General features: G+C 62.5%; 23 protein-coding genes and 3 tRNA genes. 12 read left to right on the forward strand and 14 right to left on the reverse strand.

All coding sequences use genetic code 11. The annotated features are described in order from the left end of the window. Positions 1–95: 95 nt before the first annotated feature. The 3 genes from BJ997_RS17820 to istA form a co-directional block, all read right to left on the reverse strand. A complete protein-coding gene (locus BJ997_RS17820) occupies positions 96–1,163 on the reverse strand; it encodes a Fic family protein (protein WP_236629185.1) in 1,068 nt (355 codons plus the stop codon). A gap of 611 nt (positions 1,164–1,774) precedes the next feature. Further along, positions 1,775–2,524, reverse strand: coding sequence for an ATP-binding protein (locus BJ997_RS17825; protein ID WP_035840942.1), 750 nt, complete (start codon positions 2,522–2,524; stop codon positions 1,775–1,777). Next, on the reverse strand, positions 2,521–4,074 hold the full coding sequence (gene istA, locus BJ997_RS17830; RefSeq protein ID WP_183323570.1) for an IS21 family transposase: 1,554 nt from the start codon (positions 4,072–4,074) through the stop codon (positions 2,521–2,523). The genes BJ997_RS17825 and istA overlap by 4 nt, the downstream gene beginning before the upstream one ends. A 1,031-nt stretch (positions 4,075–5,105) precedes the next feature. On the opposite strand from istA, the gene BJ997_RS21230 reads away from it, so the two are divergent. Next, entirely contained in the window at positions 5,106–5,603 is a 498-nt protein-coding gene (locus BJ997_RS21230) for a site-specific integrase (protein WP_035835191.1), read from the forward strand. Positions 5,604–6,083: 480 nt separating this feature from the next. On the opposite strand, the gene BJ997_RS17840 is transcribed toward BJ997_RS21230, so the two are convergent. After that, on the reverse strand, positions 6,084–6,368 hold the full coding sequence (locus BJ997_RS17840; RefSeq protein WP_052541938.1) for a helix-turn-helix domain-containing protein: 285 nt from the start codon (positions 6,366–6,368) through the stop codon (positions 6,084–6,086). Positions 6,369–6,403: 35 nt separating this feature from the next. On the opposite strand from BJ997_RS17840, the gene BJ997_RS17845 reads away from it, so the two are divergent. Beyond that, positions 6,404–7,387: a tyrosine-type recombinase/integrase gene (locus tag BJ997_RS17845; RefSeq protein WP_160175835.1), complete on the forward strand. Its 984-nt coding sequence runs from the start codon at positions 6,404–6,406 to the stop codon at positions 7,385–7,387. After that, positions 7,384–9,237 carry a hypothetical protein gene (locus BJ997_RS17850; RefSeq protein ID WP_035835195.1) on the forward strand — a complete coding sequence of 618 codons (1,854 nt, stop codon included), beginning with the start codon at positions 7,384–7,386 and terminating at the stop codon, positions 9,235–9,237. Before BJ997_RS17845 ends, BJ997_RS17850 begins: the two co-directional genes overlap by 4 nt. Before the next feature lie 275 nt (positions 9,238–9,512). Here the strand turns inward: BJ997_RS17850 and BJ997_RS17855 are convergent. Then, positions 9,513–9,596, reverse strand: a tRNA-Leu gene (locus BJ997_RS17855). Positions 9,597–9,808: 212 nt separating this feature from the next. Here BJ997_RS17855 and BJ997_RS17860 point away from each other — a divergent pair. From BJ997_RS17860 to pknB, 7 genes are all read left to right on the forward strand, one after another. Then, positions 9,809–10,534 carry an FhaA domain-containing protein gene (locus BJ997_RS17860; protein ID WP_035835196.1) on the forward strand — a complete coding sequence of 242 codons (726 nt, stop codon included), beginning with the start codon at positions 9,809–9,811 and terminating at the stop codon, positions 10,532–10,534. Beyond that, positions 10,531–11,109 (forward strand): FHA domain-containing protein FhaB/FipA, encoded by a 579-nt coding sequence (locus BJ997_RS17865; RefSeq protein ID WP_035835197.1) that lies wholly within the window; start codon positions 10,531–10,533, stop codon positions 11,107–11,109. Before BJ997_RS17860 ends, BJ997_RS17865 begins: the two co-directional genes overlap by 4 nt. Positions 11,110–11,114: 5 nt before the next feature. Further along, complete coding sequence (locus BJ997_RS17870; protein WP_035835198.1) at positions 11,115–12,341, forward strand: PP2C family protein-serine/threonine phosphatase; 1,227 nt, start codon at positions 11,115–11,117, stop codon at positions 12,339–12,341. Next, positions 12,328–13,728, forward strand: coding sequence for an FtsW/RodA/SpoVE family cell cycle protein (locus BJ997_RS17875; protein WP_035835200.1), 1,401 nt, complete (start codon positions 12,328–12,330; stop codon positions 13,726–13,728). Before BJ997_RS17870 ends, BJ997_RS17875 begins: the two co-directional genes overlap by 14 nt. Beyond that, positions 13,728–15,179 carry a peptidoglycan D,D-transpeptidase FtsI family protein gene (locus BJ997_RS17880; protein ID WP_035835201.1) on the forward strand — a complete coding sequence of 484 codons (1,452 nt, stop codon included), beginning with the start codon at positions 13,728–13,730 and terminating at the stop codon, positions 15,177–15,179. Before BJ997_RS17875 ends, BJ997_RS17880 begins: the two co-directional genes overlap by 1 nt. After that, positions 15,176–16,879 carry a protein kinase domain-containing protein gene (locus tag BJ997_RS17885; RefSeq protein WP_035835202.1) on the forward strand — a complete coding sequence of 568 codons (1,704 nt, stop codon included), beginning with the start codon at positions 15,176–15,178 and terminating at the stop codon, positions 16,877–16,879. Before BJ997_RS17880 ends, BJ997_RS17885 begins: the two co-directional genes overlap by 4 nt. A gap of 67 nt (positions 16,880–16,946) precedes the next feature. Next, positions 16,947–18,644, forward strand: coding sequence for a Stk1 family PASTA domain-containing Ser/Thr kinase (gene pknB, locus BJ997_RS17890; protein WP_084141037.1), 1,698 nt, complete (start codon positions 16,947–16,949; stop codon positions 18,642–18,644). A 33-nt stretch (positions 18,645–18,677) separates the two neighbouring features. Here pknB and BJ997_RS17895 read toward each other — a convergent pair whose 3' ends face one another. Genes BJ997_RS17895 through BJ997_RS17905 form a run of 3 tightly spaced genes read right to left on the reverse strand, consistent with a single transcriptional unit; the run spans position 18,678 to position 20,317 of the window. After that, entirely contained in the window at positions 18,678–19,316 is a 639-nt protein-coding gene (locus BJ997_RS17895) for an anthranilate synthase component II (RefSeq protein ID WP_183323646.1), read from the reverse strand. After that, complete coding sequence (locus BJ997_RS17900; protein WP_035835204.1) at positions 19,316–19,474, reverse strand: hypothetical protein; 159 nt, start codon at positions 19,472–19,474, stop codon at positions 19,316–19,318. The genes BJ997_RS17895 and BJ997_RS17900 overlap by 1 nt, the downstream gene beginning before the upstream one ends. Positions 19,475–19,483: 9 nt before the next feature. Further along, positions 19,484–20,317, reverse strand: coding sequence for a class E sortase (locus BJ997_RS17905; RefSeq protein ID WP_338080931.1), 834 nt, complete (start codon positions 20,315–20,317; stop codon positions 19,484–19,486). 87 nt (positions 20,318–20,404) lie between these two features. On the opposite strand from BJ997_RS17905, the gene BJ997_RS17910 reads away from it, so the two are divergent. Further along, a complete protein-coding gene (locus BJ997_RS17910) occupies positions 20,405–20,650 on the forward strand; it encodes a cell division protein CrgA (protein ID WP_035835260.1) in 246 nt (81 codons plus the stop codon). A gap of 112 nt (positions 20,651–20,762) precedes the next feature. On the opposite strand, the gene BJ997_RS17915 is transcribed toward BJ997_RS17910, so the two are convergent. Both BJ997_RS17915 and BJ997_RS17920 read right to left on the reverse strand, forming a co-directional pair. Beyond that, a complete protein-coding gene (locus tag BJ997_RS17915) occupies positions 20,763–21,464 on the reverse strand; it encodes a rhomboid family intramembrane serine protease (protein WP_338042546.1) in 702 nt (233 codons plus the stop codon). 165 nt (positions 21,465–21,629) lie between these two features. Then, positions 21,630–22,169, reverse strand: a complete 540-nt coding sequence (locus BJ997_RS17920) for a peptidylprolyl isomerase (protein ID WP_035835208.1) — start codon at positions 22,167–22,169, stop codon at positions 21,630–21,632. A 111-nt stretch (positions 22,170–22,280) separates the two neighbouring features. Between BJ997_RS17920 and BJ997_RS17925 the strand changes: the two genes are divergently transcribed. Then, on the forward strand, positions 22,281–22,808 hold the full coding sequence (locus BJ997_RS17925) for a hypothetical protein (protein WP_035835209.1): 528 nt from the start codon (positions 22,281–22,283) through the stop codon (positions 22,806–22,808). 156 nt (positions 22,809–22,964) lie between these two features. Here BJ997_RS17925 and BJ997_RS17930 read toward each other — a convergent pair. From BJ997_RS17930 to gyrA, 4 genes are all read right to left on the reverse strand, one after another. Further along, a tRNA-Ala gene (locus tag BJ997_RS17930) sits at positions 22,965–23,037 on the reverse strand. A gap of 30 nt (positions 23,038–23,067) precedes the next feature. After that, positions 23,068–23,141: transfer RNA gene (locus BJ997_RS17935), tRNA-Ile, on the reverse strand. A gap of 96 nt (positions 23,142–23,237) precedes the next feature. Continuing rightward, on the reverse strand, positions 23,238–23,642 hold the full coding sequence (locus tag BJ997_RS17940) for a DUF3566 domain-containing protein (RefSeq protein ID WP_035835210.1): 405 nt from the start codon (positions 23,640–23,642) through the stop codon (positions 23,238–23,240). Then, positions 23,635–26,142: a DNA gyrase subunit A gene (gene gyrA / locus BJ997_RS17945; protein WP_052541942.1), complete on the reverse strand. Its 2,508-nt coding sequence runs from the start codon at positions 26,140–26,142 to the stop codon at positions 23,635–23,637. Before gyrA ends, BJ997_RS17940 begins: the two co-directional genes overlap by 8 nt. Positions 26,143–26,149: the final 7 nt, after the last annotated feature.

Raw genomic sequence — 26,149 nt, forward strand, 5'->3', positions numbered from 1 at the left:
CAGCTCGACCGAGCCCAAAACCCCGAAAAAGGATCGCGCCCAAATCAAGAATTCATCAGAGGCCAACCGGTGGATTCAGGCTAAGCCAGCTTCAGCTATCGGCGCCTTCTGGCCCTTGCCGCGAAGTCTTCGAGGACTCTCACGACGTCCTGTGCGAGCCAGATTCGGTTTCTTCGCCCGTCCGTGATCTGAATCAGGATTCCGGCGTCCACGAGGTGGTCTATGGCGACCTGAGCATTGACGGGCGAGACGCCAAGCTGAGCGCCGACGCAGCGGGCGCCGATCGCGGGTTGGCGAAGGAGGAAACCCAAGAGGCGGTGGGCGGCAGAGTCTCGTCTTGCGGTGATGCGCCCGCGCCATCCGATCTGAATCGCTTGCAGATCGTTTACGAGGAGGTGTCCATTGTTCATCGCGACGAATGATGCATGCGCGATGGAGCGAATTATCGGAGTGACATCTCCGGTCCGGTAGGCGCTCAGGGCATCGAAATATCGGGTGGTGTCATTCAGTAGCCCTGCAGAGACCGGAACGACCACGTTTCGAGTGAGCCTTCCGGCCCGCAACCCCGCTTGCATGAGGGCGCGACCGACCCGACCATTGCCGTCGGGGAACGGGTGAATGGTTTCGAATTGGGCGTGCACGATCGCGGTCTGAGCGAACACCGGGAGATCCACGCGATTTGCGAAGGCAACAAGGTCGCTCATCAGCGAGGGCACCCGATCCTGATGTGGGGGCACAAAACGCGCGAGGTGCGGACCGCGGCTCCTGCCGCCGATCCACACCTGCTCGTCACGCCAACGACCAACGACGCCAGGATTGCTGCGCTCAAGGAGAGCACGATGCACTTCAAGGATGGCTTGGCCGTCGATAGCCTCGGACAACGCCAGCGCGGCCTGCATCGCGCGAGTATTGCCCATGATGAGCTGGGCATCCTCGGAGGCCCGACCACCGAGTTCCGCCAGTGCGATCTCCCGCGCAGCGCTGCGGAGGTGCTCGATCTCGGAGCTCGCGGCACTCTCGACGCACAGGAGGACGGAGGTAATTGGTCCCACGATGTGGCCGACCTCGGCATCGAAACGAGCCAACTCGCTCGAAGCCTCTTCCGTGAGCGCGTTCAGGTCATCGTTGAGCGGGATATTGAGATCGGCGATGAACGCAGGCACTGAGGCTGAGTACGGCTCCAAATCCCGTCGGCTCTGTGGCCGTGTGCCGACCTCATCTTGAGCCCCGTCCCATTGTCGTTCTTCATAGCCCACGGACGGCCAAGACGGCCTCTCCCTAAAGGAAGTCATGGGCGAGCATACCAATGCTTATGTGCTTAGGCATAGGCATGCCCCCTCGTTATTCTGATTTATAGCGCAGGCCTGCAACTCAGGCGACCAGGGCCGATAGCTGGCGCTGCAGCGCTCGGCCTCGTGAGAAGAAACGAATCTTGCTCCACTCCTCAGAATTCCTCGCCAGCCATACCTTCAATTCGCACGTAGAGAATGTATTCGTTGGCGATGTCAACGGCGATCCACCGCCCGCGAGCGAGGCTGTCTAGCTCGGCAGCAGTCAGCGTGAGTGCGTGGGCGTCGTAGCGTCGACCGAAGAGGAAAAGCCCATCTCTATCGAGGCGTGGACGGCGAACTATAATCCTATTCGCCTCACCCCTGGATTGCTGAGTATTTGATGCCTTGAGAGCCACCCGATCGTGCGGTTCAGAGCCACCGTTCGTGCGGAAGAGAGCCAGTGGTGGTCCGGCTGGGAGCCACTGGCTCTCTTCGCCGGTTCGTTAGGCGCTGGTGAGGGCCGCTTGCTCTCTCATGTTGTAGGTGCCGGTCTCGACCCAGACAGTGTTGTGGATGATGCGGTCCATGATCGCGTCGGCGTGAACCCCGGAGCCGAGTCGCTGGTGCCAGTCCTTCTGCTGATACTGGGTGCAGAACACCGTCGAGCTCTCGCCATAGCGACGTTCCATCAGCTCAAGCAGCATGCCGCGCATCGATTCCGTCGGGCGGTCAAGCAACCATTCATCAATGACGAGCAGGGTGAAGGAAGCATATTTGCGCAAGAACTTCCCGCTGCCGCCGGTGGTGTCTTGGGCGGCCACCCAGGCTTCCTCGAGGTCGGGCATGCGGACGTAATGAGCGCGGATGCGATGCTCGCAAGCGCGTTTGGCGATCGCGCAGCCCAAATACGACTTCCCCGATCCGGTGAACCCCTGAAACACAACGTTCTGCTGCCGGGCAACGAACGAACACGTCCCGAGCTGGGCCAGCAGCTGCCGGTTCAAGCCCCGCTCGTCGAGCAGGTCGATGCGGCGGAGATCCGCGTTGGGATAACGCAACCCCGCCCGCCGGATCAGCCCGGCGACCTTCGAGTGCGTGAAGGCGGAGTAGGCGTCATCGACGACCAACCGGACCCGCTCTTCAAACGACAAACTGATGCTCAGCGTCTCGTCTTGGGTGTCGATCGCCGCGAGCAACTCGCCAGCATTCATCTCCCGCAGCTTGCGCTTGGTCTCTGTGTCCAGCGGACTCATCGGGTGCCTCCGGCGTAGTAGGCGCTGCCGCGGACGTAGCCACCGTCATCGGGTTCCGGCTTGTCAGGGACGTGGCCAGTTTTGTCTTGTCCGGTGTCGAGGATCGGCCGAAGGTGCGCATACCTCGGCGAGCGGATCGGACCTCGCAAGGCCAGTGCGCAGGCGGCCTCGACCCGAGTCGGCGAGAACCGGCGTGACAGCCGCAACACTGCCAACGCCGGGTCGTAACCGGCCTCCTCGATCGACGCAGCTTCAAAGATCTTCCCGATCACTGTGACCGTGGCAGGTCCCATCCGGGCCGCCCACTCGTCGATCCGGGTCCGATCCCAGGCCTGAAAGCTGCGGCCCTCGGGCAGGTCCGCGTCGTTTGTCTGATGCTGGTTCGTCGTGCTTGCTGGCAGCAGCAGGTGACTGGTCAAGCGTTCGTCGTTGCGATAGACCTCCAGCATCGTGTCCGTGACGCGAAGGTCGACCTGAGCGCCGATGTGGCGGAACGGAACGGAGTAGAAGTTCCTCGCCCAGACCACGTGAGCGTTCTTGTTCACTTTGCGCTTGTAGGTCCACGTGCTGATCTCGAACGGGGCCGCCGGTAACGGTTGCATCAACGGCTTCTCCTCGGCGGTGAAGACACTCAACCGGGACCCGTCCCGTTTCTGGAACGGCTGGCGGTTGTAAGCATCGATTTGCTCGTAGATCCGGACCCGCAGCTCGGGCAGGGATGTGAACTGCTCCTGCCTGAGGCTAGCGATGACCCAGGTCGCGACATGCGAAACTGTGTTCTCAACGCTCGCCTTGTCCTTAGGTGCCCGGACGCGGCCCGGCAGCACCGCGGCAGAGTAGTGCGCAGCCATCTCACGGTAGGCGTCGTTGAGAACGACCTCTCCCTCTCGAGGGTGAGAGATCACCCCAGTCTTCAGGTTGTCGGGGACCAGGCGCGGGACGCTGCCGCCGAAGAAGGAAAACATCGCCACGTGGGCGCGCAGCCACGACTCCTGCCGCATATCCAACGTGGCCTCCACGAAGGCGTATCGGCTGAACGGCAGGCACGCGACGAACAAATACACCTTTGAGATCTCGCCCGTCGTCGGGTCCAGCAGCTGCATCGTGGGCCCAGACCAGTCAACCTCGATGCTGCGGCCGGCCTTGTGACCCACGCGCGACGTCGCGCCCGAGACGGCAGCGAAGTCGCCATAGAGCCGACAGAACCGGTCATAGCTCATCACCGCCTGCGCCTGACCCGATGTGTCGACGTACTCTTGGTGCAGCAGCTTCAACGTCACCCCGACCCGGGCTAGTTCGGTGTGCACACGACCCCAATCCGGCTGCGCGAACACGGACTCGTGCACTCCACGGCCGGGAAACAACGCCGTATAGACCTCGGCCTCCGGCATCTCCTCGACGTCGTCCCAGCCGAGGCCGAGCCTGTCCGCCGTCTCGAGCACGGTCTGGACGCTATTGCGGGCGATGCCCTGCGCCGACGCGATCGCTCTGCCCGACAAGCCTTGGTTTCGTAACTGCAAGACGAGTTTCGCCTTGATCTTCCGTACCATTACCGGTACTCCTTCCATCACGTGGCCCTCACGTGATGGAAGGAGCTTTTCAGGTGGCTCTCAACAACACCAACTGTGGCTCTGAACGACACGATTCATGGTTTGGTACAGCGGCCTTCACGGGCACCACCCCCGGCTCCCTCGGAAGCCAATATTCAGATTGCATCCCGGCGCGGTCTTTGTCGGCCTTGCTGGGCATCACACGTCCTCAGTAGTCGGGCTCTCAGCGCCCGGAAACGGTTCAATTGCCCTCACCTCTGTGGTGCGTCGGGTTGTCCGCATCACGCCAGGCACGTGCAGGTCGATGATCAGGTTCATGGGCCGCCCAACCGAGCACTGAACGAGAGAGATTATGTCGACGGGCTGGCCGTCGCGGCGCAGGGACCTGTCCGCAGTCATATCCATCGCAGGCACCCTGCTCATCACTGATCGGTCCAGGTCGATGAGATACACGGATCCTGAGCCGGTCGTCACGAGATATCGCCCGGTGTTCTCACTGTTCAAGGAGTGCATTTTATGCGCCAATTCTCTCGGAAGCCTCGCTTTGTGGTTATACTAATACACATCCTGATTTCCCGGGAGGTCTCCCGACAATGAGTGAATACGAGCCAGTGCTCGACTCGACGATTTGGGCAGAAGTTCGAGAATTTGTCTACGCGGCTGTGGCTGACTCGGTCAGGCGAACACCCTATGACGAAGCCGATCTGAACAACGCGGCATCGCACTTGGTCGCTTGGACTTGGCAAACCGCAGGATTGCCACTTGAGCGCCCTGCCGTCTTCAATCGGGACGTGATTGCGAGATTCGTGACCGTGGGTTGCCCCAATGTAAAGCCCGCAACCCGCGGAAACCTACGGTCCCAGCTCTTGAGAATGTCGGAAGCGCTCCTTGAGGCGAAATCGGTGCAGCGACGACTGAGCCCCTTACCGCCCTCAGATCCATCAATCCCCTACTCGGCGACAGAGTTGACGTCTCTCCGGAGCTGGGCGTCCACGCAGTCCACCCAGGCACGGCGGAGAAATGCTGAGGTATTGCTCGCGGCGGGCGCCGGCGCAGGGCTCTCGGCGTCGGAGATTGGTGAACTTCGAGTTCGTGACATCATCGTGGACAAGGTTGGTGTCGTTCTCACAGTGACCGGTGATCGGTCACGGCACGTTCCCGTACTGGAAGCGTGGGTGGAACCCTTGGCCATGACTGCCCGCTCACTCGAGCCATGCTCTTATGCATTCAGAGAGAGGCATACGTGCTTCTACCCCAACCTGATTTCCAATTTCGTCGACCGCAGCACCGTCCTCGGAGTACGTCCGCAAACCCAACGTCTCCGCGCGACATGGATCGTGCACCACCTGGACGCCGGCACGCCGGTCGGCATACTCATGCGTGCCGCAGGCCTTGAATCACTCGAAGCACTGACTCGCTATGTTCAATTCATGAACGACGTCGAACCAGAGTCGGCGCGCATCTGGCTCATGCACCCACAAGAAAGCCTCAAGAAACACAGTGCAGGGGCAGGCCGCCTACTCAGGTGAGGATCTCGAGGGCTGGGTGTGAACAGAAAGAGCGAGAAGGATCGCCGGGGCTGCATTCAAGTTTCGCTCCGCACTCACGATGTCTTCGAGGCGAATGATCTGGTCGCCCCGAAGCACGGCGCTTAGCCTCTGGTAGCTCAGGCCGAACGCGTCAGCATAGGCCTTCACCGAACCGTATCGGCGCATCGCCTCACCCCGAATGACGTAAGCCAATGCGTGCTGACGCTGGGACACGCCAAATTGATCAAGCCACCCAGTGGACGGCCCCTCAGGCACAGAGCGCCAGTCAACCACGACCGCCCTGCCAAAGGCAGCGGGGTCAGACAGATAGGAGCTTGGCTGAAAACGCGGACTGGACACGGTTCGACCCTACTTGAGTCAACGGGGTCGGTATGCCAAAAGCAAATACATTAACCATGGCATATTTGTTGCCTTGGGCATATCGGATGTGACGCATGGCTTACTCATATGACCCAGAAATCATTTCACGCTGCCTATTCGACCTGGCCACAGGTCCACACCAAAACCGAGCTCGAGCCTAGCGATGGTCGCGAGGTCCGGCCATGTGCGTCCCTGGAGCACAGCAACGATCGTCGAGTGGTCAACGCCGACATCTTGAGCGGCCGCACGAATACTGCGATCGCCTATGGCGGCGCGCACGTTCAGCGCAAATTGACGCGCCACCTCGCCGATCGGATCTACCGACACGACATCGGGCCAGCCCGCCGCGAGTTCGCGGGGGTGGAGTCGGGTGGGCCGGGACATGTTTCGAGCGTAGACGACCGCAGGGTGCTTTTCTCATGACAAACACCCCACTGGCACTTGGCAATGGGAACCATGCTGGTTATAGTAATACACAAAATGGCATTGCTGCCACCCTTACTATTCAAAACTACGCTCCGATGCTTCCCAAACGCCTCTGGAACCCAGTCGCGGACTTCACGCGATCTGCCGTCACGGACTTCGCGCCCCTGAACGGGCGCGAGGCCAGCAAAGTCATGGGCCACCTGGCGCGACTCGCCATCTGGACAATTGATGTCGCCTGCCAGCCCCTCCAACGCGACATCGTTTTCAACGGCCGGCATATCGAGGCATTCATCTCGAACGGCAGCATCGGGCTTACGGAATACGGAAACCGCTGCCGCCGTTCCCTCCTCCTCCGGGTCGCCTCAGAACTAGCCAATTTCGATCCCCTTCGCAGAGATAGCGGGAAGAAGCCACACACAGACTCATTTGCTCCGTATACCGCTGCGGAAATCGTCAGATTCCGAAGCCAAGGAAGCACCCGGTCCACCGCACTGCGTCGACACAACTGGACGGTTCTCCTTTCGCTGGCTGCGGGATGTGCTTTGACGACGTCGGAGATCGTCGGCCTCAAGGTCGAAAACGTCTCCATTTCACGGGACTCCGTAAGAGTCGCAATCCGCGGGGATCGAGCGCGCACAGTTGTCTGCTTGGAGGCATGGGAAGCTGACATTCGAGAGCTCCTCAGCTCGCCACTCGTGTCCGACTATCTGTTCGTCAAAGCGGAGCGACCCAAGATCCCTCCGATGTATGTCACCAATTTCCTCCGTACTGTCGCCCATGGCGGCGAGCAGTTCACTGTTGAGCGTCTGCGTTCTACTTGGATGCTCGGCCACCTTGAGGCCGGCACAGCACCAGTAGCCGTTATGCAGATGGTCGGCGTGAAATCATTCTCAACCTTCGAACGCCTCATCCCGTACGTCACCGCTCCGTCGCCAGCCGCCCACACAGCGATGTTCAGACGGGCGGCACACTCGTGAACACCACGCACCCAGCGGAGCCTGAAACGCTCGAGAACCTGTGGCAAAGTGTCCCCAGAGGCCGTTTCGTCGGGAATCATAGCCAGATCAGCAACGAACAGGTTCGCTTCATCGCCAACCTCATCGACAGTTCCGGAATCGCCGTTCAAATTGATGCTTGGCAGACCGAAGATCGCAAGAAGACCGGATCCGGCGGACGCCCCCGGCTCGTGCAAACCCGCACTGCACTCATCCTGCTCATGCTCCTCAGCTCTGAACACAGTGCTCTCTTCGTGGGTGAGATGGCCATCATCGCGGGTGAACGGCTCAGTAACGCCTCGCTCCGCGAACTCGGCCTCTGGGGGCTCACAAAGCAGGGCAAGTCTCGAAAAGCTCAGGATTGGTTCTGGCCTCTCTGGCACGCCCTGCACCGTGCGCTGCGAACAATCGACCCGAAGCCGGGACAGCGACGCAAATTCCCCACACCGGAAGAGATATTAGAAACCATCCGTCAGCGCGAGGAAGACGGGGCGCAGCTTAAGCAGGCCCGCCTGGACTGGGTCTGCAACCAACTCCTCGAAGCCACCCTCCGGCTTGTACCTGAGGTCTTTCGCTCGCAGTGGGCCGGCGATCTTTGTGTAGACGCCAGCGTCGTGCCCGCCTTCGGCAAACGAGGCGCTCCTTGGGGAAACAAGCATGGAGCGGTCGAATACGACGCTGGCTGGTATCGACGCGACAGTAGGCACAACGTTCCAAACGACCCAAAGAAGGCAAAGACCACGGTTTTCGGATGGGACGTGACCCTCGCCGTCCAAACGAACAACAAGCCCGAATCACTACCCACCTACCCCCTTCTTGTGGCCGGAATCTCATTTAGCATTCCCGGAACGGAACTAATTCAGGCGGCCCGAGGAATCTTTGAGTCGGTGGCCGAACGCGGGCACCCCGTGGGCCGTGCCACCGGCGACCGCGGATACGCGGCGGGCGCGAAAGAAGATGACTATCAACTCCCACTTCGCGCTCTGGGATACAAGATATACACCGACTATCGCGACGACCAGCTCGGAAAGAAGGACGGGTACGCCGGGGCGATTCAAGTAGAGGGAGCACTGTACTGCCCATCTATGCCTGCCATGCTCGTCAGCGCCACAACGGACATGCGGGCCGGAACCATAGACAAGAAGACGTGGCGTTTGCGAATCATCGAGCGCCGCAAGTACATGTTGCGACCGAAATCCCAGCCAGACTCTCGCGGAAGCGTTGCCATGATGTGCCCGGCCCGCGGCCCTGGAGCTACCGCCGCCTGCCCTCTCGTGGAAACCAGCTGCGGAGCCGTCGACGATAGCAAAGTCACCATTTTCAACCCGCCCGTCGAAGGCAGGAGAGACTCAATCTGCACCAACAGTCGCTCTGTGACGGTGCCCATAGAGGCCGGAGCCAAACTCGCTCAGGACATCCAGTACGGTTCCGCAGACTGGGAGACGATCTACTCACACGACCGCAACACTGTCGAAGGCACCAACGGCTTCCTCAAGGACGGAGCACACGAAGGAATCGACATTCCGAGTCGCCGACGGCTCCGCGGTTCCACCGCCCAATTCCTACTGATTGCCATGCTCGTCGTAACGGGCAACCTACGCAAACTCCAAAAATTCCGTGACGACATGACCCAAGGAACGCCCGAAGAGCTTGACACGCGGAAAGCTACCAAGCTCGCAACCAGGCTCAAGCGCCACAACAAAAAGAACCGGATCGCACCTTGGGACAGCTTCATCGCCAAGAACAAGGCGGATGACAAGGCCGCGGCCAACCCAAAACCCGCGCGGCATCGGAAGCGCTCCGCGAAAAAGCCCACGGCACCTCCCGGATAAACACCCATGGCCAAAGCCGCAAGGACTCAGGCACAGCACACAAGAAGCATCCCCGCCACAACGAGCGCTCCACCCTGCCAGAAAGACAATACTTCGCAGGGTGGAGCGCTTTCTCGTTGCCGAAAGCGGTCCGGTCGGGCGCATAAACAGTCCCGCCCAGCTCTACCGACGGAAAGGTCCGTCTGAAAGACGAAAGGCCCCCGATTTCTCGGGGGCCTTTCGCATTCGCTTAGGTTTTGCAAACAACTACGTTCTGTTCTGCAATAAACCCACTGTGCGCGAGGGGGGACTTGAACCCCCACACCCTTACGGGCACTGGCACCTGAAGCCAGCGCGTCTACCAATTCCGCCACTCGCGCGAACTCCCCGATGCTAACACTGAAACGGGGTCCGGCGCCATTCGAGGGCCCCCTCGCGCGATCCGCACGGCTCGGGAGCCCCGGCCCCCCAATTAACCGGCCCCCAATCAGCCCGGGTAGGATGACATTTCGTGCCTCCTGTGCCCTACAGGCGGGTTAACAACCGAGACAAGTAACATGCTCATAGCCAATCAGACCGGATCGGGAGACCTGTGGGCATTCTGGATAATTTTGAGAAAGGTCTTGAGCGTGCCGTAAACGGCGCCTTCGCCAAGACCTTCAGATCGGGGCTGCAGCCCGTCGAGATCACCTCGGCACTGCGTCGCGAGCTGGACACGAAAGCGGCAGTCGTGGCCCGTGATCGTATTCTCGCGCCCAATCGCTTCACCGTGCGCATGTCTCACGCCGACTACCTGCGCATGTCCGGCCTTGGTGCAACGCTCATCGACGAGCTCACCCAGCTGGTCAAGAAGCACGCCGCCGAACAGCGGTACCAGTTCACCGGCGGCGTCTCCATCACCCTTTCCGAAGATCGCAGCCTCAGCGAGGGCATGAGCCAGATCGACTCGAGCACCTTCAAGGGCGACGTCTCGTGGACCCCTGTGCTCGACATCAGCGGCAAGCGCTACCCCCTCACCAAGTCCCGAACGGTGATCGGCCGCGGCAGCGACGCCGACATCACTGTCGATGACTCCGGAACCTCCCGCCGCCACGTCGAGATCATCTGGGACGGGGCCCGGGCCCAGGTCAAAGACCTCGGCTCGACGAACGGCTCACAGCTGAACGGTTCGCCTGTTTCCCAGGCGATCCTAGAACCCGAATCGGTCGTCACCATCGGCCGCACCCGCATCGTCTTCCGGGTGCTGGCGCAGGGACAACCCACCGGAGACGCACACGAACGCCACGACATGGGCGGATTCTGGGGGCCCTCGAAATGAGCGTCAGTGAACTGACCCTTCTCGTTCTCCGCATCGGCTTTCTGCTCCTGCTCTGGATGTTCATCTTCGGCATCGTCTACGCCCTGCGCAGCGACCTGTTCGGCCAGCGTGTGCGCAAGCTGTCAGCGGATGCCGCGGCCGCCCCGACCACGCCGCCGGCGTTCCAGGTGCCGGTTGCGGCCATGTCCGCCCCGGCGGCAGCCGCCGCGAGTGCGCCCACGGAGCAGTTCACCAAGGCGAAGGCGCCGACTGCCCCCGCGGCCGGCGGCACAGCCACCGCGCACAACACCGGTCGGCTAGTCATCACGTCTGGCCCCAAGGCCGGCACCGAGTTTCCGCTCGGAACCGACCCGGTCACCATCGGCCGCTCCGGCGACTCGAGCCTGGTTATCCGCGACGACTACACATCCACGCATCATGCGCGCCTCATGCTGTGGAACGACGAGTGGATGATCCAGGACCTCGATTCGACCAACGGCACGTTCCTGGCCGGCAAGCGCGTTGCTGTGCCCACCCCCGTGCCGCTCGGCACCACCGTGAAAATCGGCGCGACCAGCTTCGAGCTTCGGCGGTAGCTTCAATGGCCACAGTGATTCACAGCGCAGCCGCGTCCCATGTGGGCAAGGTTCGCACCAACAACCAGGACTCCGGGTATTCCGGACACAACCTGTTTGTTGTCGCCGACGGTATGGGAGGCCACGCCGGCGGAGATGTGGCCTCCTCCATCGCGGTCAAACGCATCATCGAAGCGGACACCGAGTATTCCTCCGCGGCCGACGCGGAATTCGCCCTCCAGGCCGCCCTCATCGGCGCCAATGCTCAGCTTGCCGAGACGGTCTTTGAGCACGCAGAACTCACCGGCATGGGCACGACCGTCAGCGCGCTGGTTGTTCTCGACAACGAGGTCGCGATCGCGCACATCGGCGATTCACGCATCTACCTGCTTCGTGACGACGAGCTCTCCCAGATCACCATCGACCACACCTTCGTGCAGCGCCTCGTCGACAGCGGGCGCATTACCGAGCAGGAAGCCATGGTGCATCCGCGCCGCTCCGTGCTCATGCGCGTGCTGGGTGACGTGGACTCCTCCCCCGAGATCGACACGTCGATCCTCGCGACCCTGCCCGGAGACCGCTGGCTGATCTGCTCCGACGGCCTCACCGGAGTCGTGTCGCACTCGGCCATGGCCAACGCCCTGTCGAGCGGTCTGACCGCCCAGGATGTCGCGGACCGGCTGGTGAAGGAAAGCCTCGACGGAGGAGCACCCGACAACGTCACCGTCGTGATCGTCGACGTCGGTGACGCCGCCGAGCGCGACGACACCCCCACCGTGGTCGGTTCCGCGGCAGCTCCGCTCGCGTTCGGTGAAGAACCCGTGCGCAATCGTCCACTGCGCATCCCCGCGCTGCGGCTGCACCCCGTGCGTGAAACCCACTTCGAACCTGACTCGCAGGATTACCTGTCGGAGCTCATTGAGGAAGACGCCCGGCGCGCCCGGCGCCGCAAGATCACCTGGCTCGTGGCCGTGATACTGCTCGTGCTCGCCATCGCGAGTGCCACATTCCTGGGCTACCGGTGGACGCAGACGCGCTATTTCGTGGGCGTCGAAGGCAGTACCGTGGCGATCTACCAAGGCGTGCAGCAGGACATCGGCCCGATCCAGCTGTCGAGTGTTTACGAGGATACCAATCTGGAGCTGTCCAGCCTGCGCGTCTACGATCGCCAGCAAGTAGAAAAGACCATCAGCGCCGCATCCCTCGCGGAGGCACAACTCATTATCGAACGGTTACACAATGCCAGCCAGTAGCCGGGTCCAGGCACCAACCGCGCGCCCAGGGTCGAAGCCCGATAAGGTGCGCCGCTTGCACCTGCCCCAGAAGATGCGCAACCTCGAGCTGTTCCTGGTTCTCATCGCCTGCTCCATCAACGCGGGCGCCGTCGTTCTCGTGCAGCTCGGCGCGCTCGGACAGATCGACACCACGCTCGTGCTGCTCGGTGCCAGCCTCTCCATCCTTGTTCTCACCCTGCACGTGGTGATGCGCTTCGTCGCCCGCGACGCGGATCCGTTCATCCTGCCCATCGCGACCCTGCTCAACGGGCTCGGCATCGCCATGATCTACCGCATCGACATCGCCGACGGCGCCGCGGGCTGGAGCAGCGCGGCCGTGCGGCAGACCGCGTGGAGCGCCCTGGCCATCGCCTGCGCAATCGTCGTCATCCTCGTGATCCGCAATCACCGAATTCTATTCCGCTACACGTATATAGCCGGTTTCGTGGCCGTTATCCTGCTTCTGCTCCCCCTCGCACCTGGTCTCGGCCGCGAAGTCAGCGGAGCCAGAGTCTGGATCGGCATCGGAGAGTTCGCCACATTCCAGCCTGGTGAAATCGCCAAGATCGCTCTCGCCATCTTCTTCGCCGGCTACCTCGTGCGTAATCGCGATAGCCTCTCCATGGTCGGCAAGCGGTTCATGGGTATGCATTTTCCCCGGTTGCGCGACCTCGGCCCCATCCTGGTGGTCTGGGCCCTCTCCATGTCGGTCATCATCTTCCAGCGCGACCTCGGCACCGCTCTGCTCTACTTCGGCCTGTTCCTCGTGATGCTCTATCTCGCCACCGGTCGCCTCAGCTGGGTAGTCCTCGGCATGGCCCTCTTCCTTGGCGGGGCCATCCTCGCGAGCCAGACACTCACCTACGTGAATGGTCGCTTCACCAACTGGCTCGACGCCATGAACCCGGATGTCTATAACGCGCAGGGCGGGAGCTTCCAGCTCGTGCAGGGCCTCTTCGGGCTGGCCAAGGGCGGACTGCTCGGAACCGGCCTCGGTCAGGGTCGGCCTGACCTCACCCCGGTTCCCCAGAGTGACTACATAATCGCGAGCCTCGGCGAAGAGCTCGGCCTCGCCGGTGTCTTCGCCATCCTCGCCCTCTACCTGCTGTTCGTGGCTCGCGGCTTCCGCATCGGCTTTGCGGGCCAGGACGACTTCGGCAAGCTGCTTGCCGTCGGCCTGTCCTTCGTCGTAGCCCTGCAGTGCTTCATCGTGATCGGCGGTGTCACCCGAGTCATCCCGCTGACCGGCCTCACCACTCCGTTCCTTGCCGCCGGCGGCTCCTCGCTCGTGGCCAACTGGATCATCGCGGCTCTCCTGCTGCGCCTCTCCGACACTGTCCGTAATCAACCCAGGCTGGTGATCTAATGAATCGCGAACTCAAGCGAGTGAGCGTCGTTGTGATGCTCATGTTCGTCGCCCTCCTCTCTTCCACGTCGATCGTGCAGGCCTTCCAGTCCGACAATTTGTCAGCGGATGCCCGCAATACCCGTACTCTCCTCGACAGCTACTCCGTGGAGCGTGGCGCAATCCTGGTGAATGGCGACCCGATCGCTCAGTCAATGCCGGCCGACGACGACTACAAGTTTCTCCGCACCTACAGCAATGGTCCTTTGTACGCACCGATCACCGGGTTCATTCCCATTAACGGCGCGCCGACGGGGCTCGAACATGCCCTGAACGGTGAACTCACCGGCACCTCGAATGCCCAGTTCTTCGACAAAATCAGCGCCATCGTCACCGGCGTCGATCCCAAGGGCGCCGCCGTGGAAACCACCATCGACCCCGTCGCCCAGCAGGCAGCATGGGACGCCCTCGGCGACAAGACCGGCTCCGTCGTTGTTCTCGAACCCAAGACTGGTCGCGTGCTCGCCATGGTTTCCAAGCCCAGTTTTGATCCCAACCTACTGACCGTGCACAACAACACCGACGTGACCAACAGCTACCAGGCCCTGCTTGCCGACGCGGGCGACCCGCTGATCAACCGCGCCGTCAACAGCCTGAATCCCCCCGGCTCCGTCTTTAAAATCGTGGTCGTGGCAGCCGCGCTCGAGTCGGGCAAGTTCACACCGGACAGCGAATTTCCCAATCCGACCAGTTTTCAGCTGCCCGGTTCCAGCTCCCTGGTCACCAACTCCGGCGGCGGCACGTGCGGCGGCGGCGACACCGTCACGATCGCGACCGCGCTGCGCCTTTCCTGCAACATCCCGATGGCGGAACTGGGCCTCCAACTCGGCGACGATGCCATTCGCGCCCAGGCAGAGAAGTTCGGCTTCAACGAATCCTCCTCCATTCCCCTCGACGTGACCCAAAGCAAGTACCCGGCAGTGCTCGATGACGCCCAGACCGCGCTCTCGGCCTTCGGCCAGACGGATGTTCGGGCGACGCCCCTGCAGATGGCCGTTGTTTCGGCCGCAATCGCCAACGAAGGAGTCGCCATGAAACCCAATCTGGTGGACGAGATCTTGGCCCCCGACCTGAGCCCCCTCCAGACCTTCGAACCCGAGGTCCTGCGACGGGTGATGAGCGTCGAAACAGCCGCCACACTCAGCACCATGATGGTGAACGGCGTCCAGGACGGTGCCGCAAGCAATGCAAGAATAGACGGGGTCAAAGTGGCGGGGAAAACCGGTACTGCGGAGAACGGATCTACGGAGCCGTACACACTGTGGTTTACCGGATTCGCTCCGGCAGATGACCCGCAATACGCCATCACCGTGCTGGTTGAAGACGGTGGCGGAATGGGTCAAACGGGGTTCGGCAATCTTCTTGCCGCACCGGTCGCACAACAGGTACTAGAGGCGGTGCTTAACAAATGAGACCCACATCAGGGCTCACCTTCGGCGGTCGTTACGAGCTGCAGTCGCGCATCGCCATCGGCGGTATGGGCGAGGTATGGAAGTCGACCGACCTCGTGATCGGCCGGACCGTCGCCATCAAGATCTTGAAAGACGAGTATCTCGGCGACCCGGGTTTCCTTGAGCGTTTCCGCGCCGAGGCGCGGCACGCCGCCCTCGTGAATCATGAGGGAATCGCCAACGTCTTCGACTACGGCGAGGAAGACGGCAGCGCCTTCCTCGTGATGGAACTTGTTCCCGGTGAGGCTCTGTCCACCATCCTCGAGCGTGAGCATGTGCTGCCCACCGACAAGGTGCTCGACATCGTGGCCCAGACCTCCCTGGCACTGCACGCTGCCCACGCGGCCGGTCTCGTTCACCGTGATATCAAGCCGGGCAACCTGCTGATCACGCCAGAGGGCCGGGTCAAGATCACCGACTTCGGTATCGCCCGCATCGCCGACCAGGTGCCGCTTACGGCAACCGGGCAGGTGATGGGCACCGTGCAGTATCTTTCGCCCGAACAGGCGAGCGGTCACCCCGCCTCCCCCACGACCGACATCTACTCCATCGGAATCGTCGCCTACGAGTCGCTCGCCGGCCGCCGGCCGTTCACGGGCGAGTCCCAGGTGGCCATTGCGATGGCCCAGATCAACGAGACAGCGCCGGAACTTCCGGCAACGGTCTCCGAGCCCGTACGCAACCTGGTCTTTGCGTGCCTCGCGAAGAACCCAGCCGAGCGTCCGGCATCCGCTGCACACCTCGCGCGCGCCGCATCCGCTCTGCGTCGTGGAGATGTCGCCGCCGCCGCCGTGGCCGTTCCCGGTGTTCTCGGCGGGGAGTCGCTCACCGCGGCGACCATGCTGATGCCCGGCGGCAACGACCAGGCCACGACCATGATGCCCGCGTCTGCCGCAGGCACCCGATCTGACGCCGTCGCGGCCGATGCGAAAACGAAGAAGAAGGGCCCCTGGTCGTGGTCGCTGATCACGCTCATCATCGTGCTCGCGCTTGTGCTCGCCGGCGCCATCTTCGCCTTGGTCTCCCAGAACAACGACACACCGGCACCGACGGAGACATCAAGTTCACCCTCGCCGTCGGCGACACCGTCGCGAACACCCACGCCGGAACCCACCCCGACGCCCACCCCGACCAGCAACACCATGCAGGTCAACCTCGCCGACTTTGTCGGCCTCACGAGCGAAGAGGCCAGGACCAAACTAGATGGCATGGGCTTCGTCGCCAACGTGGAAGACGGCAACGCGTCGACGTCGGCCGAGCAGGTTGTGGGAACCGTGTACTCGGTCAACCCCACCGGACCCGTGCGCAAGGGTGAGACGATCGACGTGAAGGTTTACTCGGCCGCCGCAGCACCAGCCACGCCGTCCACCGCTCCGACGCAGGGAACACCTGCGGCGGGGACAGCCGTGGCCCCGGCCGGCACAGTGACGTTCAGCTGGCCTGCTCAGTCCTGCCCCAGCGGGCAGACGCTCGCTGGCTATGAGGTTGAAGCCACCAACGGGGCGACTGTCTCGAGCGCCAATCCGTCGGAGGAAACGACTGCGACGTTCGTTGCGGGAACCGAGAACTTCTACGTGTCCTACAGCTATTTCTGTGGTCAGGTTCAGTCCGCGTCTTCCCCCCAGTCCGCGAAGGTTCTGGTGACCGGGGCCACCAACTAGCGAGCACACAGCTTCGGACCCGGTAAAATAATGACCGTTGTGTCCACGAGCCCCGGGGAGTTCTGTTTTGAGTGATGACGGTCGTTTGCTAGCTGGTCGCTATCGCGTCGGTGCTCTCATTGGCCGCGGCGGTATGTCCGACGTACACATCGGCACCGATTCGCGCCTCGGGCGCACTGTGGCCATCAAGCTGCTGAAGTCCTCGCTCGCGGCGGATCCGGCCTTCCGCACCCGCTTTCGCCAGGAGGCGCAGGCCGCGGCCCGCATGGCCCACCCGACAATCGTGCGGGTGTTCGACGCCGGCGAAGAAACCGTCACGGACGACAACGGAACCGTGTCGCAGGTGCCGTTCATCGTGATGGAACACGTTGACGGCCGTCTGCTCAAGGACATCATCCGTGAGGGGCCGATCGACTCGGTCGAGTCCGTGCGCATCATCACGGGTGTTTTGACGGCCCTCGAGTACTCGCACCGAGCCGGTGTCGTGCACCGCGACATCAAGCCCGGCAACATCATGATCACCAAGTCCGGCCAGGTCAAGGTGATGGATTTCGGTATCGCCCGCGCCATCTCGGATTCGTCCACAACCGTGGCGCAGACCACAGCGATCCTCGGCACGGCCTCCTATTTCTCGCCCGAGCAGGCCAAGGGCGAGTCTGTCGACGCCCGCACCGACCTCTACTCCACCGGCGTTGTTCTCTTCGAGATGCTCACCGGGCGTCCGCCTTTCCGGGGCGACACTCCCGTAGCCGTGGCCTACCAGCACGTGAGTGAGACGCCGGTCAAGCCGTCGTCGATCAATCCCAAGGTCTCCCCTGCCCTCGACTACGTCGTGGCGCACGCCCTCGCCAAGGACCGTTTCTCTCGCTACCAGAGTGCAGTCGAGTTCCGTAACGACGTAGACACGGCCGGTGAAGGTCACATCCCCACAGACCGGTCCTCTGACGAGGCCGGCGGCGGGCTCTTCGGCTCGGCCCCCACCCTCGAGTCCGGCTCGGTGCTCGCCATCAAGCAGCTCAGCGAAGACCAAACCATGGTGCGAACGCAGCGCCGCCCACCCGTGATCTGGGTGTGGGCCGGCATCGTCGCCGTGGTCGTCATTGTGGTGTCGGTGATGTTCTGGGTCTACACGCTCACACCGTCCACGGAGATTCCCGACAACTCACGCCGCATTCCGGTGCTCACGGGCCAAACCTACGACCAGGCACAGAACACCCTCCTCGACCTCGACCTCGCGGCCACCAAGGCCGAGGAGACCAGTGCCACCGTGCCGGCGGACGAGGTCATTCGCACCGTGCCCCCGGCGGGAACAGTTGTGCAACCGGCCGAAGTCATCAAGGTGTACGTCTCCACGGGCGCTGTGCCGGTCGCTGTGCCCGACGTGGTCAACCTGTCGATAGCGGATGCCCAGGCTGCCATAGAGGCCGCAGGACTCGTCTCAGGGTCGGTCACCCGGGAGAACTCACCCACCGTGGCCGCCGATGTGGTGATGAGCACGGACCCGGAGGCCCAGGCCGCCGAGGTGGCCGGCGTCACCGTGAACTACATTGTCTCGAGCGGACTCGTGACCCTGAGCGACATGACGGGCCAGTCGCTGAGCGCTGCGACCGACCTCGTCGGCGGCGAGACACTGCGCCTCGTGGCCACGCCGGACCCCGACTACACCTGCGAGCAGGCGCCCGGTTCTCCTGTGACGAACCAGTCACTGGCGCCCGGAGACGTGCCCCAGAACACCGAGATCAGCCTCACCTACTGCGCTGGCTAACCCGCCGCCCCCGCCCGGCTCGCGGTGCCCGGGTCAGGTGAGGCGCAGTAGCGGGTGCAGGCCCTTCGCTTTCTCACGCGCCGCAGGCAGACCGGCGAGAGCCAGCCAGTTGCCCACCATGCGATAGCCCCCCTCGGTGAGCACGGACTCCGGGTGGAACTGCACGCCGAGGATGGGCGCCGACTCGTGCCGCAACCCCATGATCACGCCGCCTTCGGTTCGCGACGTCACCACGAGCTCCTTGGGTACCGTCGAATCGACCACGGCAAGAGAGTGGTACCTCGTCGCCGTGAACGGCTGCGGCACCCCCTCGTAAAAGTCGCTCTCGTCGTGGGTGATCCGGCTGGTCTTGCCGTGCATGAGTTCCTCGGCGTTGGTGACCGTGGCACCGAAGGCCTCGGCGATCGCCTGATGCCCCAGGCACACTCCGAACAGCGGTACGCCAGACTCGAGGGCGGCGCGCACCATGGCGACCGACACCCCGGCATCCGCCGGCTTGCCCGGTCCTGGCGAGAGCAGGACGCCATCGTAGCCGGCGAGCTGCTCCGCGGCCTCGCTCGGCGCGAAGGCGTCATTGCGCATGACCACGGTCTCGGCCCCGAGCTCCATCAGGTACCCATTGAGGGTGTAGACGAAACTGTCGTAGTTGTCGATGACAAGGATGCGGGCCATTAGCCACCCACCGTCGCTTCCTGGTTGTTGACGAATTGGTCGATCCAGGGGAAGACCCACGTGGAGAGCGCGAACAGAACTGCCGCGAGCAGGATCAGCACGAGAAGGAGCCGAACCCACACGGGTCCGGGAAGGATACGCCAGAGCGCTGCGTACAAGAGAGCCTCCTAGCCCTGCGCCTGGGCGGCGATGATGGGAGCGAGTTCGGCCGGCGCTCCTGCGGATGTCGGCTGCCACGATTCGTAGACGCCGTAGGCAATGATGCGCTCCGCTGTGGAAAACAGGGGGTTGCAGCTCGTCAGGGTGATGATGCGATCCACGGGGGCGACTCCGGGTTGGTTCGGCACAGGGGCGAGCACGCCGACGGCCGACGGCGGTACGTACTCGAGGTCGCGGAACCTGTAGGTGTAGTACCCGTCTGCTGTCTGCACGTAGATAGCGTCACCGAGCTGCAGCTCGTTGATCAGGTGCATCCCTCCCCCGTAGGCGCTGCGGTGCGCGGCCACGGCGAAGTTGCCCACCTCGCCGGGCATCTGGGTATCCGGGTAGTGGCCAATGCCGAGCGTCGTGCTGTTGAGCACGTTGTGGCCGGTGCCCTGCGCGACGGTGCGGTGGTAGTCGGCGCCGTAGCGCGGCACGTAGAGAACGGCGAAGGCCTGGGCGTCTCCCGGAGCGGCACTGACGATCGGGTCGCCATAGTCGACGGGCCCCGTTTGGTCTGCTGGCGGCGGCGTGGCATCGTCCTGGCTGTGCTGCTGAGCCTCGTCGATCCAGTTCTGGCTGATCTCCGCGGCGGCATTGGACTGCTCGTTCGCCATGAGCATGTCGTTCCACCACAGCTGCCACCCGATGAAGAGCATCACAAGAACGCCGGCGGTCATCAGCAATTCACCCATCACGCCCAGGACGCCCACGACACGCTTCAGCGGGCGGGCGTTCGGCGTGCTCGCTCGGCGACCACGCCTGGGCGCGACGGCTTCAGCTTCGGGCGAATTGGTCACGCTTAGAGTCTATTGAAGATGCGCACGGCAGAGGTCACGCACGGTGAACCCGCAGAATTGCCAGTCTGTGACGGTAAGATCAGTCTCATGGCTCGAACGAACCCCCGCACCAAGCCCGCCCGCAACGAGGTTGCCCGCTCTGGCGAGGAAGCACCCAACTCTGTCTGGTTCAAACCGGTCATGTTTGGCTTCATGCTGCTCGGCCTCGCCTGGATCATCGTGTTCTACGTGAGCCAAAGCCAGCTGCCGATCGCGGCGCTGGGTTCCTGGAACATCATGGTGGGCTTCGGCATCGCCTTCGTCGGCTTTCTCATGACCACGCGCTGGCGCTAGATCGCCCGTTCCACCCGCACGCCTGTCGCTAATGACAACCGTGTAATTATCCCCAGTTTGTGGATAACCTGTGGATAACTTAAGCCGCCTGTCGAGTCGGCGGCAGCTCTCGCTAGAGGTAGCTGAGCACCTTGAGGGTGCCCAGCAGAGCGAGCGCAATCACGAGGCCGGCTATCAGGGCAACCTGCAGCCAGGTCTGCTTGAGCCTGCGGGTCTTCATGAAGATGAGACCCATTAGCGCTCCCCCGATCAGGCCACCGAGATGCGCCTGCCAGGCGATGTTGAGACCGGGGATGAACCCGATCACGAAGTTGATGCCGAGCAGCACGAGCAACTGCGTGGCATTTCCGCCGAGGCCGCGTTGAATCACCAGGAACGCGCCCATCAGGCCGAAGATGGCACCGGATGCACCCACCACGGCCACGTTCGGCGCTGACAGCACCAGTACGCCCACAGAACCGGCGAATCCGCTCACGAGGTAGAGCGTGAGAAAACGTGCCCGACCGAGCATGCCCTCAAGCTGTTGCCCGAAGATCCAGAGCATATACATGTTGAGGAGCACGTGAAAGATGAAGCCCTGCGAGTGTACGAAGGCTGTCGTGAGCATACGCCACGGCTCAAAGTTGCCGGGAAAGGAATACACGCCGGCGTAGAGCAACTTGTCCGTGATGCCAAGGCCGGGGACCCACTGTAGGACGAAGACTACGAGGGTCAGGCCGATCAGAGCATAGGTGACCGTGGGGGCGCCACTGCCCGTGAGTCGGGTCATCACGACGGATTTGGTGCGGGGCGCGTTCTTGCGCTGTTCTTTCATGCATTCGGGGCAGACCACGCCGACGGCGGCCTGAGTCTGGCATTCCGGGCAGATCGTTCGCCCACAACGTTGACACAAGATGAAGCTCTGCCGCCCCGGGTGGCGGTAACAAAAATTCGCCGCCGAGGCAGGCAGATCACTCATCTGTGAGGTGAACGACCGTAGTTAGACGGACTCGACAGTAACGCTCTGAATCACGACGTCTTCACGGGGACGGTCGCGGCCGTCGGTTGCCACAGTCGCCAGCTTCGCGACGATTGCACGGGAGGCCTCGTCTTCGACGGCACCGAAAATGGTGTGCTTGCCCTGCAGCCAGGTGGTGGGAACAACGGTGATGAAGAACTGTGACCCGTTGGTGCCGTGGCCGCCCTGAATACCGGCATTCGCCATGGCCAGCACGTAGGGCTGCGTGAAGTCGAGGTCGGGGCTGATCTCGTCATCGAACTGGAAGCCGGGGCCGCCGGTGCCTTGGCCCAGCGGGTCGCCGGCCTGAATCATGAAATCCTTGATGATGCGGTGGAAGATCGTGCCGTCGTAGAGCGGCGTCGTGGACTTGACTCCGGTGGAGGGGTGCGTCCACTCGATATCGCCGGTCGCGAGACCCACAAAGTTCTTCACGGTCTTCGGCGCGTGATTGCCGAACAGATTGACCTGGATCGGTCCGAGGGTGGTGTTTAGGGTGGCGACAGCCGTGTGCTTAGACATGCTGACAATTCTTGCACAGGCCTCCACTAGGATTCTGATACCCAGATTGCTCCCAGTCGATTCAGTGGCAAGATGGACGTATTCGCCGCACGACAACAATGGAGGGTCCAGATGAGCCTGTCACGCAAGCGCCGCAAGGAACTCATTCGGCTGCGCAAGAGCGCCGACGAACTATGGAGCCAACAGGCAGAAGTCCTCGAACGTGCCAACGCCGTCGCCCGTGAGGCCGGCCACCAGGCCGGTGTCCTCACCCGTGAAGAGGTTGTGCCGAGGGTCAGGGAAGGCTATGACCACTACGTTCGTCCTCGTGTGGACGCGACGCAGCAGCTCGCTGGAGATGTTCGCCGCACCGTGGTGAACGACTTTCTGCCGGGGATCGGCAACGCGATCGGTACCGTCATGAGCGTTGGAGATGTTGCACGCGACGCGCGCGTGCGTGCCGCCCTGAGCCGCATCCACCTGCAGAAGCCCGTCGTCGTGCAGAAGAAGACCACCGGAGCTGCCACCTACGTGGCCGTCGGGCTGGCCATAGCCGCCGCCGTGGGTGTCGCCTATGCCGTCTGGCAGACCTTCCGCGCCGACGACGAACTGTGGGTTTCAGAGGACGAGAACGAGTCGAGCACCTCTCAGGAGGACTGAGCGCCACTCTCACACGCACAAGGCCCGCATCCGCTCTGGGATGCGGGCCTTGTGCGTTAAGTCCTGAGTCGCCGTCCTACGGCGTCTCAGTGGGTGGATGCAAAAAATGCCCGGCCGATGAACGGCCGGGCATTTTCATTGTTGTGGAACTGTGTGTGGAGCCACGGGGAATCGAACCCCGGACCTCCTGCTTGCAAAGCAGGCGCTCTACCAATTGAGCTATGGCCCCGAGTCGCATACGCGATCTCGTGTTGTTGCGTGGGGATACCGGGATTTGAACCTGGGACCTCTTCATTATCAGTGAAGCGCTCTAACCAACTGAGCTATATCCCCCTGTGGGCAGATTTGAGACTATCGGAATCTGCCCATTTCCTGAAATCGAGCGGAACATCCGCGCGTGTCAGAAAGCCAACAACTAGTTTGTACCGCCTAGTTGTTGGTGAAACCGACGAGCAACCCGCCGGTGATTTTGACGCTGAGGTTATACAGTACCGCAAAAATCGCACCGAGCGCGGTGATGACGACGGTGTTGAGCACCGCGACAACCACGGCGAAGCCCATCACATTGCCGACCGACAGGATGCTCAGCAGGTCAGCTGAGCTGCCGGAGATGTCGGTGTACAACGTGTTGGCCTTGTCGAGGATCTCGGTCTGTGCCAGCACCGTATACACCAGGAACGACGCCACGATCGTGACGACCGCCAGGCACAACGCCACCAGGAACGACAGCTTGACGGCCGACCAGAAGTCGATGTACACCAGCTTCAGGCGCACCTGCTTCGTGGACGGTCGACGATTCGACTTCTTGGCCAATTTCTCCGCGACGCTACTCATCTGGTGATTCTACTTTCCCCGAATCATCGTTCGGTGCTGCAGTGTCAGTTGTGGCTTCGGTTTCCTCCACCACGAGATTGCGCTCGCTGTTCTTGGCGATGGAAATGATTCGGTCTTCGGTCGCAAACTTCGCGAACACGACGCCCATGGTGTCCCGACCCTTGGCCGGAACCTCGGCGACGTCAGAGCGTACCACCTTGCCGCTGGCAAGAACCACAAGCACTTCGTCTTCCTCGTTGACGATCAACGCGCCCACGAGGTCCCCGCGATCGTCATTAAGCTTGGCCACCTTGATGCCGAGCCCACCGCGATTCTGCAGGCGATACTGGTCGGCGGACGTGCGCTTAGCGTAGCCGCCCTCCGTTACAACGAACACGTAGCCGTCGTTGTCGATGACGGATGCGTCCAGCAGCGTGTCCTCGCCGCGGAAGTGCATTCCAATCACGCCGGACGTGCTGCGACCCATGGGACGCAGCGCCTCATCCGTTGCCGTGAAACGGATGGACATGCCCTTGTGCGACACGAGCAGCAGGTCGGAATCATTCTCGACCAGAAGCGCGGAAACGAGTTCGTCGCCCTCGCGCAACTTGATCGCGATGATGCCGCCTGTGCGGTTCGTGTCGTACTCGCTCAGGGCGGTCTTCTTGATCAGGCCGTCACGGGTGGCAAGGGTCAGATACTGGGCCACGTTGTAGTCGCGAATATCGAGAATCTGAGCGATTTCCTCACCCGGCTGCAGCGCGAGCAGGTTGGCCACGTGCTGGCCCTTGGCGTCGCGTCCGGATTCCTGCGCCTCGTAGGCCTTGGCACGATAAACCCGGCCCGTGTTCGTGAAGAACAACAGCCAGTGGTGCGTCGTCGTGACGAAGAAGTGTTCGACCACATCGTCGGCACGCAGCTGCGCACCCTTGACGCCCTTGCCACCACGGTGCTGGTTGCGGTAGTTGTCACTGCGAGTGCGCTTGATATAGCCGCCGCGGGTGACTGTGACCACCATCTCCTCTTCGGGGATGAGGTCTTCGATCGACATGTCTCCGTCGAACCCGAACATGATTTCGGTACGGCGGTCGTCGCCGAACTTGTTCGTGATCTCGGCGAGCTCGTCTTTGATGATGGTGCGCTGGCGCTCCGGGCTCGCGAGAATCGACTTGAATTCGGCGATCTGCAGCTCGAGGGCCGCGGCCTGGTCGATGATCTTCTGGCGCTCGAGGGCTGCCAGTCGACGCAGCTGCATCGTGAGGATCGCGTCGGCCTGGAGCTTGTCCACGTCGAGCAGGGCCATCAGGCCTTCGCGTGCGTCGTCAACGGTGTTCGAGCGACGGATGAGCGCGATTACCTCGTCGAGGGCGTCCAGGGCCTTCAGGTAGCCGCGCAGGATGTGCGCCTCGGCCTCGGCCTTGTTGAGGCGGAACTGCGTGCGACGCACGATGACCTCAACCTGATGCGCTACCCATGCCGAGATGAAGCCGTCTAGGGCGAGTGTGCGAGGCACCCCGTCCACGATAGCGAGCATGTTCGCGCCGAAGTTCTCCTGGAGCTGCGTGTGCTTGTAGAGGTTGTTCAGCACGACCTTGGCCACGGCGTCGCGCTTGAGCACGATGACGAGGCGCTGGCCTGTGCGTCCGCTGGTCTCGTCGCGGATGTCGGCGATGCCGGTGATCTTGGCGTCTTTCACCAGATCGGCGATCTTGATCGCCAGGTTGTCCGGGTTCACCTGATAGGGGAGTTCGGTGATCACGAGGCAGGTGCGACCCTGCAGCTCCTCGATGCTGACCACGGCGCGCATCGTGATGGACCCACGGCCCGTGCGGTAGGCGTCCTGGATGCCCTTGACACCGAGGATCTGGGCACCGGTGGGGAAATCCGGGCCCTTGATGCGCTGGATGAGTGCCTCAAGCAGCTCTTCGCGGCTCGCCTCCGGGTTGTCGAGGTACCACTGGGCGCCGGCGGCGACCTCACGCAGGTTGTGCGGGGGGATGTTCGTCGCCATACCCACGGCGATACCCACCGAACCGTTGACGAGCAGGTTGGGGAAGCGGGCGGGCAAAACCGTGGGCTCGAGTGTGCGGCCGTCGTAGTTGTCCTGGAAGTTGACGGTGTCTTCTTCAATGTCGCGCACCATTTCGAGGGCGAGCGGGGCCATCTTCGTCTCGGTGTACCGCGGGGCGGCGGCGCCGTCGTTGCCGGGGGAGCCGAAGTTACCCTGGCCGAGAGCCAACGGGTACCGCAGGCTCCACGGCTGCACGAGACGCACGAGGGCGTCGTAGATCGACGAGTCACCGTGGGGGTGGAACTGTCCCATCACGTCACCAACGACACGGGCGCATTTGGAGAATGCCTTGTCCGGGCGGTAGCCGCCGTCGAACATGGCGTAGATCACACGGCGATGCACGGGCTTCATGCCGTCACGAACGTCGGGCAGGGCACGGCCCACGATCACGCTCATGGCGTAGTCGAGGTACGAGCGCTGCATTTCCAGCTGCAAGTCGACCTGGTCGATCTTGCCG

The sequence above is a fragment of the Cryobacterium roopkundense genome (assembly GCF_014200405.1).
Lineage (GTDB): Bacteria > Actinomycetota > Actinomycetes > Actinomycetales > Microbacteriaceae > Cryobacterium > Cryobacterium roopkundense.